The 15,247-nt window shown below is 67.2% G+C and carries 13 protein-coding genes; all 13 read right to left on the minus strand.

The features are described from left to right. Positions 1 to 122 precede the first annotated feature (122 nt). On the minus strand, positions 123 to 2,051 hold the full coding sequence (iolD, locus tag G6N77_RS08520) for a 3D-(3,5/4)-trihydroxycyclohexane-1,2-dione acylhydrolase (decyclizing) (protein ID WP_165181699.1): 1,929 nt from the start codon (positions 2,049 to 2,051) through the stop codon (positions 123 to 125). Between the two features lie 18 nt (positions 2,052 to 2,069). Continuing rightward, entirely contained in the window at positions 2,070 to 3,023 is a 954-nt protein-coding gene (locus G6N77_RS08525) for a Cgl0159 family (beta/alpha)8-fold protein (protein WP_165181609.1), read from the minus strand. Further along, positions 3,020 to 4,042 carry a 5-dehydro-2-deoxygluconokinase gene (iolC, locus tag G6N77_RS08530; protein WP_165181610.1) on the minus strand — a complete coding sequence of 341 codons (1,023 nt, stop codon included), beginning with the start codon at positions 4,040 to 4,042 and terminating at the stop codon, positions 3,020 to 3,022. The genes G6N77_RS08525 and iolC overlap by 4 nt, the downstream gene beginning before the upstream one ends. Positions 4,043 to 4,239: 197 nt before the next feature. Continuing rightward, entirely contained in the window at positions 4,240 to 4,653 is a 414-nt protein-coding gene (locus G6N77_RS08535; protein ID WP_165181611.1) for a tautomerase family protein, read from the minus strand. 225 nt (positions 4,654 to 4,878) lie between these two features. Next, positions 4,879 to 5,835, minus strand: a complete 957-nt coding sequence (locus G6N77_RS08540; protein WP_165181612.1) for an alpha/beta fold hydrolase — start codon at positions 5,833 to 5,835, stop codon at positions 4,879 to 4,881. A gap of 23 nt (positions 5,836 to 5,858) precedes the next feature. Continuing rightward, positions 5,859 to 6,719: a 3-hydroxybutyryl-CoA dehydrogenase gene (locus G6N77_RS08545; RefSeq protein ID WP_165181613.1), complete on the minus strand. Its 861-nt coding sequence runs from the start codon at positions 6,717 to 6,719 to the stop codon at positions 5,859 to 5,861. Continuing rightward, positions 6,716 to 7,456 (minus strand): enoyl-CoA hydratase/isomerase family protein, encoded by a 741-nt coding sequence (locus G6N77_RS08550; protein ID WP_205678135.1) that lies wholly within the window; start codon positions 7,454 to 7,456, stop codon positions 6,716 to 6,718. The genes G6N77_RS08545 and G6N77_RS08550 overlap by 4 nt, the downstream gene beginning before the upstream one ends. Continuing rightward, complete coding sequence (locus G6N77_RS08555) at positions 7,453 to 8,625, minus strand: acyl-CoA dehydrogenase family protein (RefSeq protein WP_165181614.1); 1,173 nt, start codon at positions 8,623 to 8,625, stop codon at positions 7,453 to 7,455. The genes G6N77_RS08550 and G6N77_RS08555 overlap by 4 nt, the downstream gene beginning before the upstream one ends. A gap of 49 nt (positions 8,626 to 8,674) precedes the next feature. Continuing rightward, positions 8,675 to 10,774, minus strand: coding sequence for an acetate--CoA ligase family protein (locus tag G6N77_RS08560; protein ID WP_165181615.1), 2,100 nt, complete (start codon positions 10,772 to 10,774; stop codon positions 8,675 to 8,677). Continuing rightward, the gene (locus tag G6N77_RS08565; RefSeq protein WP_165181616.1) at positions 10,774 to 11,598 is read right to left on the minus strand and encodes an SDR family NAD(P)-dependent oxidoreductase; all 825 of its coding nucleotides are present in this window, start codon (positions 11,596 to 11,598) and stop codon (positions 10,774 to 10,776) included. Before G6N77_RS08565 ends, G6N77_RS08560 begins: the two co-directional genes overlap by 1 nt. Then, on the minus strand, positions 11,595 to 13,400 hold the full coding sequence (locus G6N77_RS08570; protein ID WP_165181617.1) for an ABC transporter ATP-binding protein: 1,806 nt from the start codon (positions 13,398 to 13,400) through the stop codon (positions 11,595 to 11,597). The genes G6N77_RS08565 and G6N77_RS08570 overlap by 4 nt, the downstream gene beginning before the upstream one ends. Beyond that, complete coding sequence (locus G6N77_RS08575) at positions 13,397 to 14,296, minus strand: ABC transporter permease (protein WP_165181618.1); 900 nt, start codon at positions 14,294 to 14,296, stop codon at positions 13,397 to 13,399. The genes G6N77_RS08570 and G6N77_RS08575 overlap by 4 nt, the downstream gene beginning before the upstream one ends. Next, positions 14,293 to 15,243, minus strand: coding sequence for an ABC transporter permease (locus G6N77_RS08580; protein WP_165181619.1), 951 nt, complete (start codon positions 15,241 to 15,243; stop codon positions 14,293 to 14,295). Before G6N77_RS08580 ends, G6N77_RS08575 begins: the two co-directional genes overlap by 4 nt. Positions 15,244 to 15,247: the final 4 nt, after the last annotated feature.

A 15,247-nucleotide genomic window follows, 5' to 3' on the forward strand; every position in this document is an offset into this window, starting at 1 on the left:
AACACCGGCTGCGTGGCCCCGCCCGTGCCCGCCGTTTCGGCGCCGTTGATGAAATGCTTGATGGTGGCCAGTGTTGCTGTTTCAGTCATGTCAGTCTCTTCTTTCCAAAGGGGCGGGGTGGGTCAGCCGAGCAGCGTGCGCTGGCGGTCCTTGTGCTGTGTATAAGTGGTGTAGGCGTGCTGCGTGGATTCCAGCTCGGAGACTGCCGAGACCGGCACGTCCCACCAGGATTCGGAGCTGGGCGCGTCCAGGAGCGGGTCCGATTCGACGTGGATCAGTACCGGTCCGCCGTCTTCCGGGGCCGCCTTGGCCGCGCGGACGGCGGCCTCAAGGTCGGCGATGACGGTCTCACCCGGCGCCACGCGGATCACCTTCACGCCCAGGCTTTCGGCGTTCAGGGCCAGGTCGATCGGCAGCTTTTCGCCGTCGTCGAAGGTGTGGTGTTCGGCGTCCAGCGTGCGGTACTTGGTGCCGAAGCGCTGGGAGCCAAGCTGCTCGGACAGCGCCCCTATGGAGGCGTAGCCGTGGTTTTGGATCAGCACCACAATGAGCTTGATTTTCTCGGCGACGGCGGTGACCAGTTCGGTGTGCATCATCAGGTAGGAGCCGTCCCCCACCATGACGACGACGTCGCGCCGGGTGCCGCCGCCGGCCGCTTCCGCGATGGCGGCCCGCTTGACGCCGAGCCCGCCGGGAATTTCGTAGCCCATGCAGGAGTACGCGTATTCCACGTGGTAGCCGAAGGCGTCGCGGATGCGCCACATTTTGTGCAGGTCCCCCGGCAGGGAGCCGGCGGCGCACACCACCACGTCGGCCGGGTCCATGGCCCGGTTCGTGGCGCCGATGATCTCGTTTTGCGAGGGCAGAGGCGTGTAGCGGGTGTCGAAGGCTTCATCGACAATGGCGTCCCAGCGCTGCTTTTGCGCGGCCACCTGGTTTTCAAGGTCGGCCCCGACGCGGTAGCCGCCCAGGGCCGCGTTCAGTTTCACGAGGGCCTTGCGGGCGTCAGCCACGATGGGCAGTGAGGTGCCGTGCTTGTAGGCGTCCAGCGGGGTGACGTTGATGTTGATGAACGTCACATCGGGGTTTTGGAAGGCCGTGCGGGAGGCTGTGGTGAAGTCTTCGTAGCGGGTGCCGATGCCAATGACCAGGTCCGCGCGGGCAGCAATGGCATTCGCCGCCGTCGTGCCGGTGGAGCCGATGGCGCCCACTGACTGCGGGTGGTTCCAGGGCAGCACGCCCACTCCCGCCTGGGTGTTGCCGACGGGGATGCCCGTGGCTTCGGCCACCTTGGCCAGCTCGCCCTCGGCGTAGGCGTAGAGCACGCCGCCGCCGGCCAGGATCAGCGGGTTCTTCGCATTCCTGATGGCTTCGGCGGCGCGGCGGATGTCGCCGTCGTCGGCCTCGGGGCGGCGGATCCGCCACTCGCGCTCGGCCAGGAATTCCTCCGGCACGGCCAGGGACTCGGCCTGGACGTCCTGCGGCAGGGAGATGGTGACGGCGCCGGTGTCGGCCGGGTCTGTGAGCACGCGCAGGCCGTTCAGCAGTGCGGAAAAGAGCTGTTCCGGGCGGGAGACCCGGTCAAAGTAGCGTGAAAGCGGGCGGAAGGCGTCATTGACGGTGATGTCATAGGCGTCGGGGCGCTCCAGCTGCTGGAGCACTGGGTCCGCCGCGCGGGTGGCGAAAACGTCGCTGGGCAGCAGCAGCACGGGCAGCCGGTTGGTGGTGGCCAGTGCGGCGCCGGTGAGCAGGTTCGTGGAGCCGGGTCCCACGGAGGTGCTGACGGCGAAGGTGGCGCGGCGGCGGGTGTGCCGGGCGTAGCCCACCGACTGGTGCGACTGTGCCTGCTCGTTGCGGCCCTGGTAGTACGGCATGAGGGCGGGGTCGCTGACCTGGTACTGCTTGAGCGCCTGCCCCACGCCGGCCACGTTGCCGTGCCCGAAGATGCCAAACATGCCAGGGATCAGCCGCCCGCGGTACTCCTGCGCGCCCACGGTGTCCACGGTGTACTGCCGGCCCAAAAATTCGACGACGGCCTGGGCCACCGTCATGGTGCGAGTTGACATGTCTTATTCCTGTCCTTCAGCGGTGCGGTTCAACTCAGTGCGGTTCAGCAGCGAGGCGGCGGTGGCCACGGCCCCGGCCACGTCGCCGTCCTGGGGGTAGAGCAGGGTGCGGCCCACGGTCAGGCCCTGCACGCCGGGCAGGGCCAGTGCTGCGCCCCAGCTGGCAAAGACCTCATCGGGTCCGGCGTCCGGGTCCCCGCCCAGCAACACAGTGGGCATGGTGGTGGCAGCCATGACGCGCTCCATGTCGGCCACCACGGGCAGCTTCATCCAGGTGTAGGCGCTGGTGGAGCCCAGGCCCGAGGCGATGGCCACCGACTTGATGACGGCGTCGGTGGAAAGGTCGTTGCGGACCTTTCCGTTCTCGCGCACGGATAGAAACGGCTCCACCATGGCGATCAGGCGGCGTTCCGCCAGCGAGTCGATGGTCTTCGCCGTGGCCTCGAGGGTGCTGACGGTGTCCGGGTCGCCCAGACAGATGCGGGTGAGCATCTTGCCGCCGTCCGCGCCGAGCGCCGACAGGGCGGCGGCGGTGTGGCCGGTGAAGCGGTCATCCATCTCGTTGACCAGCCCTGCCAGGCCGCCGCGGTTCATGGAGCCAAAGACAAGCTTGCCCTCCAGGGCGCCGAGCAGCAGGAGGTCGTCCATGATGTCCGGGGAGGCGAGGACGCCGTCCACGGCCGGGTTGGCCAGGGCAAGCTGCAGGCGGTCCAGCAGGTCCCTCCGGTCCGCCATGGCGGTGGGGTCGGCCCCCACGGAGACGGCGCCGCGGGCCGGGTGGTCCGCGGCCACAATGAAGTTTTGCGTGCCGGCTTTCAAGCCAGGATGCCGGCGCCGGGCCTTGGCAGCCCGGGCCACCGCGTCCGGATCCTCCAGGCGCAGCGCGGTCAGGTGGGCGTAACGGCGGGGATCGGCGTCCGTGCCGGCGGGGGCGGCGCCTGTGGTTGGGGCGCTCATTTCAGCACCCCGGCCTCAGACGGCGCAGCCGGGGACGGCACGGTTTGTTCAGGCACCAGGCGGCCGCGTTCGGACAGCAGCGAGGTGACCTCCTCCGGCGTCGGCATGGCGTCGGCGCAGGAAAGCCGGGAGGCCACAATGGCACCGGAGGCGTTGGCGTAGTCCAGCACCTGGGCCAGCGGCCAGCCAGCCAGCAGGCCGTGGACAAAGGCGCCGCCGAAGGAATCGCCGGCGCCGAGTCCGTTGACGGTTTCCACGGGAACGGGGGCGGATACCACACGCTCCGTGGCCGTCTTGGCCATGACGCCCTCATGCCCCAGCTTGACCACGGCGATCTCGACCCCGGCAGCCAGGAGGCGGTCCGCTTGTTCGTCGGGCGTGCCTTCCCCCACGGCAACGGCGCATTCCTTGTCATTGCCGATGGCGACGGTGACGTGCGGGAGGATCTTGGCAACCTGCTCGCGGGCATCCGCTTCGGAATCCCAGAACATGGGCCGGTAGTCCAGGTCAAGGATGGTGAACTGGCCTTCCCGCAGCTCAGCCCGGGGGCGGGCCAGGTGGGCGGCCAGGTGGGCTCCGCGGCTGGGCTCCTGGCACAGCCCGGTCACGGTGGACCAGAAAATGCGGGCATCCTTGATGGCCGCAGTGTCCAGCTCGTCGGCGGCAATCTGCCAGTCGGGAGCGGTGGGGAGCCGGCCGTAGAAGTACAGCGGGAAGTCCTCCGGCGGCTTGATGGCGCAGAAGGTGACAGGCGTGGGCAGTTGCGCAACGGGGCGGACAAACTGGTCGTCCACCTTGAACTTCTTCAGTTCCCGGTGCAGGTAGCGGCCAAAGGGGTCATCCCCAGTGCGGGTGATGACGGCCGCCTTGCGGCCGTGCCGGGCTGCTGCCACGGCTACGTTGGTGGCGGAACCGCCCAGGTATTTTCCGAAGGACGTCACGTCTTCCAGGTCCACGCCAATGTCATTGGGGTAGATGTCGACGCTGATGCGTCCGATGGTCAGCAAATCGTGGCTCACGGTGGATCAAGGACCTTTCACTGGAGAACGCGCCTGAGAACTGGGGGTGCGGAAATGTTTCCCTGCGCTGCGCCGGCCGAGTGATGGCTGACACATGTACTACTTTGCATGAAAATTCATGTCCTGTCAAAGGTTTGTTCTGACATAAGAACATTAAGATTTATGGTGGCGCTGCCACAGGGGCCGCCGGAGCGGAGTTACGCGGCGGCGCGGGCGGGGACGGCAAGTTCGCCGGTGACATATTGGGCCCTGCCAAAGCCGAAGGACCAGTCACCTGCAGTGTTCTCCACATACCCAATGAACACATCCTCCCCGGCCACCCCCACCGCGGCAAGGCCTTCGGCGATCGCTGCAAAAAGTGCCGCCTTGGCCTCCTGCGAGCGCCCCTCCTGGGTGAATATCTGGATCATGACCACGCCGCCGCTGCGCTCAAACCCGAGCCCGGCATCCTGGGCCACGAGCTGCCCGGCCGGGTGTTCGGTCAGGATGTGAAAGTAATCGCGCGGCGGGATGCCGTATTCGGCCAGGACGGCCCCGTGGACACCGCGGCTGATGGCCTGGAGTTCTTCCGGAGTGCGGCCTGCGTTGACATCGATGCGAATCAGCGGCATTCAAAGCTCCTTTGATAGTTTGTCCTGTCATACTATCAAAGTGTTCGAATCCTGTCACACCTTCCCCTCCCATGGTTCCCTGCCCGTTGAAGTTCGAGATAACCACGTGGTTATCTCGAACTTCAACGGGGCGGGGGGTGGTTATCTCGAACTTCGACGGGGCAAGGAAAGGTCCCCGGAAGCTGCTGCCTCCGGGGACCTTTCCCTGTATTCTCCGCCCTTTATTTACCCGGCAGCCCATGCGGCCATGCCGTCAATGGCACCGGCCGAACGCAGTTCCACGGCACGCTGCGGGGTGGCCAGCAACGTTTCACCGCCTGTCGAGACAATTTCACGCCCTCCCAGAAATGCCACGTCGGCCAAAATCTGGTCCCAGTGCCGGTACTGCACGTCATGCCCCTCACCGCTGTAGATTCGCTCAAGCACCACGTTGCGCAGCTGCGAACCCCACCTGAGCCTGTGCTCAGCCGGCACCAGGGAGTCAGCTGTGCCCCAGTAAAGGAATGACGGCGCAACCACCGCGGACAGCTCCGGCAGCGGCGTGTTGCGGGAGAGTTCAAAAGCCTGCCGGAGGCCGTCCGGAGGCGTGTCACGGCCCCGGGCGAAGGATCCCCGCAGGGCCTCCTCGATTGCCGAATCGGCGAAGCCGGGAATCCGGTGGACGGAACTGTTCGGCGGAAACGTCCACCAGGCCACGGGGTTAGCCGCGATTTCGCCGATGTCGAACGACGGCGATGTCCCGGCCAGCGTATCGGAGAAGGCACAGGCCAGGTGCAGGGAGCGGACCCGCCCCGGTTGGGCCGCTGCCAGCCGCGCCGCATAAGGCCCGCCGCCGGAAATGGCAATGATGGACGCCTCCCGGATGCCCAGGGAATCCAGCACGCTCCACACGTCGTCGGCATATTCGCCAAATCCCACGGCAGGGTCAAATGCCGTCCCGCCCAGTCCGTTGCGTTCCACCGATATCACCCGCACGCGCAGTTCCTCGCGCAGCGTGCGGGCAAACTCCAGCAACCCGAAGGCCCTCACGGTGGTTCCGGCACCGCCCAGGAACACCAACGGAGTCCAGTCCGGCTGCCCCTCGTCAATGTAGTTGGCAGTTCGGCCGGAGGCCACGCGAATGCTGCGCAGCCGCGGGCCCAGCGGGTCGAAGTCATTTTGCATCAGCCGCGTTGCATCCATTGCCACATCTTCCTGTCTCGACGTCATGGATAGTTGTAAAAGCCGAGGCCGCTTTTGCGGCCCAGCAACCCGCTTTCCACCATGCGCATCAGCAGGGCCGGCGGTGCCAGGTGCGGTTCCTTGAACTCCGCATACAAGGAATTGGCCACGTGCAAGGTGGTGTCAAGCCCCACCAGGTCGGTGAGGCGCAGCGGCCCCATGGGGTGGGCGCACCCCTCCACCATTCCGGTGTCGATGTCCTCAGCCGTGGCAAAGCCGGCTTCCAGCATGCGGATGGCGCTGAGCATGTACGGCACCAGCAGGGCGTTGACCACAAACCCGGCCCTGTCGGGTGCCGTGATGACCTTTTTGCCAAGGGCCGCCGTGGCATAGTCCCGGATGCGCTCAACAGCCTGGGCCGATGTGCGCAGCGACGGCACCAGCTCCACGAGCTTGAGCACGGGCACCGGGTTGAAGAAATGCATGCCCAGCACATGTTCCGGCCGGGATGTGGCCGAGGCGATCCGGCTGATGGGGATGGAGGAGGTGTTGGAGGCAAGGATCGCTTCGGGGTCCCTGACAGCGGCGTCAATCCGGCGGAAGGCCTCATCCTTGAGCCCGGGCACCTCGGGCACGGCCTCAATGACCAGCTGCCTGTCGGCGAAGGCCTCAAATTCCGTGCCCATGCGGATCCGGGCCAGCGCGGCTGCGCGGTCCCCGGCGTCAAGCTTTCCGGAGTTCACCGCCCGCTCCAGGGACGCGGTGATCCGCGCCAGGCCCGCAGCAGCGGCGTCCGGGTTCATTTCAACCACGACGACGTCGCTGCCGGCGCGGGCGCACACCTCGGCAATTCCTGAGCCCATGAGGCCCGCACCAAGGACGCCGACCCGTTCGATGGACGTCATTGTTTTTGTCCTTCCGTCCGGTTCAAGGCCGCGTAGGCCAACTGTTCAATCAGGAGCGAGGATGCCGCGGAGGATTCCGCCGCCGCGTCGATGGCGGCCTTGGTCCAGGCCACCGCCATTGCCGGCTGCGTGGCCAGGAAGGCCGCCCGCTCGAGGGCCACGGCCAGCATCCGGGCCTGAGGAATCACTTCGCGCACCAGGCCGAGCCGGTGGGCCTCCGAGGCAGGGAACCGTTCGCCGAACAAGATGATCTCCCGGGCCAGCGCCGGCCCCACGGCGCGGACCAGCCGGGTCAACCCTCCGGAGCTGGGCAGGATGCCCAGCCCCACCTCGGGCAGCCCAAACTGGGCAGTATCGGCAGCCACCCGGATGTCGCAGGCCAGGGCCAGCTCGAAGCCGGCGCCCAGGCAGTAGCCCGACACGGCGGCGATGGTGGGCTGCGGAAGCCGGGACACGACGTCGTACACGGAACCGCTGCCCCGGTAGTAGGCGGCAATCCTGTCGGGGGTCATCTCTGGCAGCTCGGAGGTGTCCGCGCCGGCGGAGAAGGCCCGCTCGGACCCGGTGAAGACGATGGCGCGGGCAGCCTGGACCTGGGGAGTGTGGAGGGCGTCCAGCAGGGCCTGTTCCAGCCCTGTGGACAGCGCGTTCAGCTTGGCCGGGCGGTTGAGCTGCAGGACCACGGACGTGCCGTGCTCCTGCAACCCAACCAGCGGCGCGGGGTCAGGTGAGGTCACTGCGCGACGGCCCCGGCGTACCCGAGCAGGCCCTCGGCGCCGCGCTTGCTGATCTCATTGCCAATGATGACCGTCTGGATCTCCGAGGTGCCCTCCCAAATGCGGTCCACGCGCAGTTCGCGCCACAGCCGCTCCACGGGGTTTTCGCGCATGTAGCCGCGGCCGCCAAAGATTTGCAGGGCATTGTCCACACAGCGGTTGGACGCCTCGGACGCACCAAGCTTGATGACAGCCGCCTTGGCGTTGAGCAGCTTTCGGTCCATGCCCTGATCCGCTTCCCAGGCCACCTGGTAGGTCAGGACGCGGTTGGTCATGATGTCCACAGTGTTTTGGGCCAGCATGCGCTGGATCAGCTGGAAGTCCAGGATGGGCTTGCCGAACTGCACGCGCTCCTTTGCGTAGTCGGCGGCCAGCAGGGTGGCGCGCTCGGCGGCACCGATGGTGCGTGCGGCGATCATGAGCCGCTCCTCGACAAACCAGTCACGGGTGAGTTCGTAGCCTTGGCCAATCTCGCCCAGGATCTTGTCCGCACCGACCCGCACATCCTCAAAGAGGAATTCTGGGTGCTCGTATACAAAGGTGTGGGTGTAGCGCGGGGTGCGCTTGACCGAAACACCGGGGAGGTCCTTGTCGACCAGGAACATGGTGGGCGCACCGTCCACGCTGGCCAGCAGCAGGATGAAGTCGGCGGCATCGCCCACGGTGACGAAGAGTTTCTCGCCATTGATGATGTAGGAGTCACCGTCCCTGACCGCGGTGGTCTGGATGTTCTGCGGATCCGAACCTGCCTCCGGCTCCGTGATGGCGACAGCATCGCGCCGTTCACCATTGATCTCCGGTATCAGGAATTCCTCGCGCTGGGCCGGGGTGCAGGCCTTGAGGGCGTTGGCGGGGCGCCACATGGTGTCCCACAGGGCGCCGGTCAGCTTGCCCACTTCTTCCGAGACAATGGCATGTTCCAGGGTGTTGAGCCCTGCGCCGCCCCATTCAGCGGGCATGTTGATGGCGGCCAGTCCGTGGTTCTTGATGAGCTGCTTGACTTTTTCGTGCTGTTCGGCGGAAAGGCCGTTGTTCATTTCGCAGTCAAGCTCGTACTGCTTCATTTCCTCGGTCCAGGCGATGGCGCGCTGCTTGAGTTCGATCTGGCGGGGTGTGAACCGGAAGTCCATGGTGGTCTGCTTTCTTGGGGTTTGGGGAAACGGTTGAGTGGGGAAGGCGTTAGTCGAGGACGATTCGGGCGTCCAGGGCAATGGCCCGCCCGGGCAGTGCGGCAACGGGGTTGCATTCGATTTCACTGATTTCGGGGTGTTCAGCGGCCAGCACAGACAGCCTGGCAACAATCTCGGCCGCCGCATCGAGGTCGACAGGCGCCCTGCCGCGTGCACCGGTCAGCAGGGCTGCGCCGCGCAGCGAAAGCAGCAGCCGGCGCGCCTCCTCAGGGGTGACAGGGCCCAGGGCACACCGCACATCGCGGAGGACTTCGGCAAACACGCCGCCCAGGCCCACCAGCACAATCGGTCCAAAGCGGGGGTCGCGGCGCACCCCGACAAGGAGTTCCACGGCTCCGGACAGCTGGGCCATTTCCTCCAGCGAGCACGACGGCGGCGCCAGCCGGGCCTGAACATCGTCCCAGGCAGCTTCCAGGGCCGACGCGTCTGCGATGCCCAGCACCACGCCGCCGCGGTCGCTCTTGTGCTCATCGCCGAGCGCCTTGAGCACCAGCGGGTAGTTCAGCCCGCGGGCCGCCGACAGGAGTTCGTCCCGCGTTGCCACTTCGGCGGCCGCGACGAAGGGGATTCCAGCGCCGGCCAGCAGCCGGCGTGAAGGGTAGTAGCCGGCATCGGTGACGGGCTCGGCGGGTGCGGGGAGCACTGGCACGCCGGTGGCCGGCTCCGCATGGCGCCGGGCCAGCCGGCCCAGCGCCCAGGCGGCTTCCTCGATGCCGCGGTAGACGGGAACGCCGCCGCCTCGCAAAGCGTCCGCCGCGGCCGACTCCCAGTTCATGGTCTGCACCACCACGGTGCCACCGCGTGCTGCCGTCGAGGCGGCCATGGCGTGGGCCGCCTCGATCTCCTTTTGGGCCAGCTCGGGCCCGTAGGAGCCGTAGCCGCCAAAGTAGCCGCTCATCAAGGTGGCATCCACGGCGTTACTGGCCGTAAGGCGGTCCAGGACCCGGGCGAAGCACATGATGTCCTGCTCACCGCCGCCGGCCACGTCCACCGGGTTGCTGACTGCGGCGGTGGGTGGCAGTTCGGCAGCCACGGCGGCCTGCAGTTCCGCGGGAAATTCCATGACGTCCAGCCCCTGCGCCGCGGCACTGTCGCTGGCCACCGAGGCCTGTCCGCCGCCGTCGGCGAACACCGCGGTCCGGGAGCCGGCCGGCACCCTGCTGCGCACCAGGGCCTGCAGCAGGTGGGCCATCTGGGCCGGTGAGGCGACCTGTTCGATCCCCGCGGCCCGGCAGGCAGCATCCACAACGATGCCGGAGGACACCATGGCACCAGTGTGGGACTTGGCGTTGCGCACCGAGGCGTCCGTGGCGCCCACAGTCAGCAGGACCACCGGCTTCCCCGCGGCGGCTGCCTTGGCCGCGGCGCGGGCAAAGCGGCGGCCGTCCCGGAAGTCCTCGCAGTAGACGGCGATGGCGGCCGTGCCGGCGTGTCCGGCATAGGCCTCGATCAGGTCGGCGGCGTCCAGGTCGGCCTGGTTGCCCAGGCTGGCAAAGCGCGACACGCCCAGGCCGTGGTCCACCAAGAGGGTGCACAGCTCCAGGGCAAGGTTTCCGCTTTGGGAAATGACGCCAATGTTGCCCACCGGGAATTCGTTGGAGGCCAGCGTCAACCCCGAGGTGTGGTCCAGCACGCCGAGGCAGTTGGGGCCCAGCATGCGTGCGCCGGCGGCCTGCACCTTGGCGGCGACCCGGCGCTCCAGTTCCAGCCCCTCGCCTCCGGCTTCGCCCAGGCCGGCGCTAATGCCGACAATTGCCTTGGCCCCGGCCGCGAGCGCATCGTCCACCGCGGCCTCAAACCCTGCCGCGGGAACCGCGATGACGGCCAGTTCCACGGGACTACCGACGGCGGTCACGCTGGGCACAGTGGGCAGCCCCAGCACGGTGCTGCGGGTCCTGTTGACCAGGTGGACGGGGCGGGTGCCCTTCAGTGCCTGCACGGCAATCCAGTTGCCGTATTTTCGGGTGTCGTCACTGGCACCCACAATGGCCACGGCGTTCGGTGAAAACAGCGCATCCAGGCCGGATGCCGGGTGGTTGCCGTCCGTTCCGGTGCGGGCCGGGGCTGCGTTGTCAATGATGCTCGTCATCAGGGCTCCTTCGTGGGAACGGGACGGCCGGAGCCCCAAGCGTTGGCTCCGCCGTCAATGTCAATGGTGGTTCCGGTGATGTACCGGGCCGCGTCCGTGGCCAGGAAGGCAATGACACCGGAAACGTCCTCGGGGCGGCCCAGGCGGCCCAACGGCACTCCCTGCTCCCACCCCCGCCGGGCTTCTTCCGTGTACTGGTCCAGGCCTTCGCTTTCGATGCTGCCCGGTGCCACGGCAACGGAGCGGATGCCGTAACGGCTCCACTCCAGGGCCAGCCCGGAGGCCAGGTTTTCGACGGCGGCGCGGGCCGCCGTGGCATGCACCATGCCCGGAATGCCGCGGTGAGGAGAGAATGCCATGAAGACCAGCAGTCCGGAGCGGTTGGGGATCATGCTGCGCACGGCCACCTCGCGGGTAAGATTCCAGACGGCCTCCACGGAAAGCCGGTGGACGGCGCGCCAACCGTTGAGGCTGATGTCTTCCGCCGGAGCCTGGAACTGGCCGCCGGCGTTGTTGACAAGCACGTCGACGCGCCCGAACTCCGACACCGCACGGTCCACCAGTTCCACCACATGGTCAGCGTCCCGGATGTCCCCGGCAACCGTGATGGCTTCAGAGCCTGCCGCCCGGACCAGTTCGGCCGTTTCCTGGAGCAGTTCCGCCCGGCGGCCGGCGAGGACCAGCCTTGCCCCCGAGCGCGCCATGGACAGGGCCGTGGCACGGCCTATGCCTGTGCCGCCGCCGGTCACCAGGGCAACCTTGCCGGCCAGGGCTTCGGGATGGAGGCTCGGTGCCGGCGCACCGCCGTCGAACCCGCCGCTCACAGCGCCACGCCGTTCGGTTCCGCGGCGTAAACCTGGCTGGGCAGCTGGAAGTTTGGCGTGGCCGACATCAGCGAACGGGTGTAGTCATGCTGCGGGTTGTCAAAAATGTCCGCGACGTCACCAAACTCCACAATCCGCCCCCGCTCCAGGACCGCCACCTGCTGGGCGATGTTGCGCACCAGGGCAATGTTGTGGGTGATGAACAACAGCGTCAAGCCCATTTCGGCCTGCAGTCCCCGCAGCAGGTCCACCAGGGACGACTGCACGGAAACGTCCAGGGCCGAGGTGATCTCGTCGCAGATCAGGACCTCCGGTTCGGTCGCCAGCGCCCTGGCGATGGCCACACGCTGGCGCTCGCCGCCGCTGAGCTGGTCCGGGTACCGGCGGGCATGGTCCGGCCGCAGGGAGGCACGTTCCAGCGCCGTTGCCACAATGTCGCGGGAGTTCTTCACCTTTCCGCGCACGGCCAGGACAGGCTGGAGGATCAGTTCCTCCACGGTGCGCCGCGGGTTGAGGGACTCATAGGGGTTTTGGAAGATGTACTGGACGCGGCGGCGCTGCTCCCTGGTTCGCTTGAAGCTGCTGGTGGCCAGCGGTTCGCCGGAGAGCTCCAGGCCCCCCGTGAAGTTGTGGTGCAGGCCCGCAATGCAGCGGCTCAGCGTTGTCTTGCCGGAACCGGATTCGCCCAGCAAGGCCACGCAGTCCCCGGAATAGACGGACAGGTTGATGTCTTCCAGGACAGTGAACTTGCCGTAGCCCGCCTTCAGTCCGCTGATGTCGATGACCGGCTTGTCCCCGTCGGTGCGCACCGACCGCTGCCGTTGCGGCCGGGCGTGTGCCGGCGGCAGGGGCGTCCCAGCCTTGAAGCAGCGCACGCTGTGCCCTTCCCCCACATCCGTGGCCTCCGGGGGTGACACCTTGCAGCCGCTGTCGGCGATGGGGCAGCGGGGCGCGAAGGCGCAGCCCTGCGGCCGTGCCATGGGCGACGGCGCGTTCCCCGGGATGCCGACCATGGGCCGGACGGCGTCCAGGTCCGGCACTGCGAGCAGCAGCCGGCTGGTATAGGGGTGTGAGGGGTGGTCCAGGACGTCCGCCGTCCGGCCGATCTCCACGATCCGCCCGGAATACATGACGGCGATGCGGTCCGCCAGCTCTGCCACCACGGCCATGTCGTGGCTGATGTACACGGCTGCACAGTCATAGGTCTTGCACATCTCCCGCACGGTGTGCAGGACGTGTTCCTGGGTGCTGACATCCAGGCCCGTGGTGGGTTCGTCCATGACAATCAGTGCGGGTCGCGCCGTGAATGCCATGGCGATGGCCACGCGCTGCTGCTGCCCGCCGGAAAGCTGGTGCGGGTACCTCGACAGGAATTCATCGTCATCCGGCAGTGCCACCTCCCGCAGCACCTCCCGCACCCGGCCAAGGACGGCGGCGGGGTCTCCCGGAAGGCATTCGCGCAGCTGGGTGCCAACCCGCAGGGCCGGGTTCAGGGCCGACGCCGGCGACTGGGGAATGTAGGCCACCGTGCGTCCGCGCAGTTCCCGCACCTGGCGCCAGTTCAGGGCTGCCAGGTCATGGTCGTGGATGCTGACGCTCCCGCCGTCGACCTTGGTGCCTTCCTTGCAGTAGTTGAGCAGGGACAGGCCCAGGGTGGTCTTGCCGGAGCCGGACTCGCCGACCACGCCCAGGATTTCCCCCGGGTGAACCTCGAGGGTGAGCTGGTCAATGATGCTGGCCATGGAGGGGACGCCGACGATCCTGAGGGCGTCCACCACGAGTGTTGGTGAGGCGGTGCTCATGCTTCCACTCCTTCATCGCTGCCGATGGCGGCCTTGGCCAGGCCGTCGGTGACCAGGTTGGTGCCTACCGTCAGCAGCGCGATGGCGATGACGGGCAGGGCCACCGACCAGGGCGAAATTGTCAGTGCAATTCGGTTTTCATTGATCATCAGCCCCCAGTCGGGACTGGGCGGCTGCATTCCCAGGCCCAGGAAGCTGAGCCCGGCGACCAGGCCGATCGAGTAGGTCAGGCGCAGGCCGAATTCAACGGCAAGCGTGCTGCTGAGGTTGGGCACGATCTCCCCGACGATGATTTTCCAGCGCGGGATGCCCACTGATTCGGCGGCCTTGACGAAGTCGCGTTCGACAACCGACATGGCCGCACCGCGAACCACCCGGGCCACACGGGGCAGGTGACCCAGGGCCACCATGAGCACCAGCAGCCACAGCTTGGGGCCGATGATGGACAGGAACAGCAGGGCCAGCACAATCTGCGGAAAGGCCAGCGCCACGTCGCCGGTGCGCATCAGTGCCTCGTCCACCCAGCCGCGGCTGTACGCGGCGAATACGCCCACCAGCGCGCCGAGCCCCACGCCAATCCCCGTGGCAAGCACGGAGAGGATCATCAGGGTTTGGCCGCCGGCCAGGAAGCGGGACAGGACATCGCGGCCAAGGTTGTCGGTGCCGAAGGGGCCTCCGATGCCGGCTGGGGAGAAGGGCGCGCCCACGAACTCCGTGGGTGAATGGGGCGCCACATACGGGCCCAGGAAGGCGATGGCGAAGATGAGGACGCTCAGGATGGCGCCAATCACTGTCCGCCTGGACTTCAGAGCCCGCCGGAGCAGCCCCTTCTTGCGCGGCGCCCGCACACGGATTCCGGCTCCCGGCCCGGCGGGCTTGGTGGCGACGGTGCTCATTGTGCGGTCCTTACTTTCGGGTTGACGGCCAGCGTCACGACGTCGGCCAGCAGGTTCACGATGACGTAGAAGAGGGCGATGATGATGACCAGCGCCTGGATGACGGGAAGGTCCCTGTTGGTTACGGAGTCGATGAGTTCAAAGCCGATCCCGGGGAAGCGGAACAGGTACTCCACGATCACCACGCCGCCGATCAGCCATGCCAGCTGGAGGGCGATGACCTGTGCCACGGGGCCGATCGCGTTGGGGATGGCGTGCCTCCAGATGACGGTGCGCTCGGGCAGGCCTTTCAAGCGGGCCTGCTGGACGTACTGGCTGTCCAGGACCTCCAGCATGGTGGCCCGCATGATCCGGATGATGTAGGGGGATACCGCCAGCACCAGGGTGAGGACGGGAAGCGCCAGCTGGTCCGGGTGGCTCCAGACGTGCTCGCCGGGTATCTGGACGAACACAGCCGGGAACAGGTGCAGCAGCCCGGTGGAAAGGAGCAGGACCAGCAGCACACCGACCACAAATTCCGGCAGGGAGGCCATCACGAGTGTGACCACCCCCGTCACATGGTCCATGGCCGTGTCCTTCTTAAGGGCGCTCCAGGTTCCGATGACAATGGCCAGGGGGATGGCAATGACGGCGGAGGCGAACATCAGGACGGTGGAATTGAGCACCATGGGGCCAATGGTGTCCAGGACAGGGTTGCCGCTGGCGAGCGATGAGCCCATGTTGAAGGTGACCACATGGCCCAGCCAGCTGAAGTACTGTTCGGGCAGTGAACCGCCCAGGTGGAGCTGTGCGCGCAGTGCCGCCAGCCGCTCCGGGGTGGCCTCGCGGCCCAGGATCGCCTGGGCCGCGTCACCTGGGAGTGCCTGGGTGGCGAGGAAAACCACGATGGAGACAACCCAGAGGGTGAACAGGCCGAACAGCGAGCGCCTGAACAACATCCGGCTCATGCCG

It is taken from the genome of Arthrobacter silviterrae, assembly GCF_011045165.1.
Taxonomy (GTDB): domain Bacteria; phylum Actinomycetota; class Actinomycetes; order Actinomycetales; family Micrococcaceae; genus Specibacter; species Specibacter silviterrae.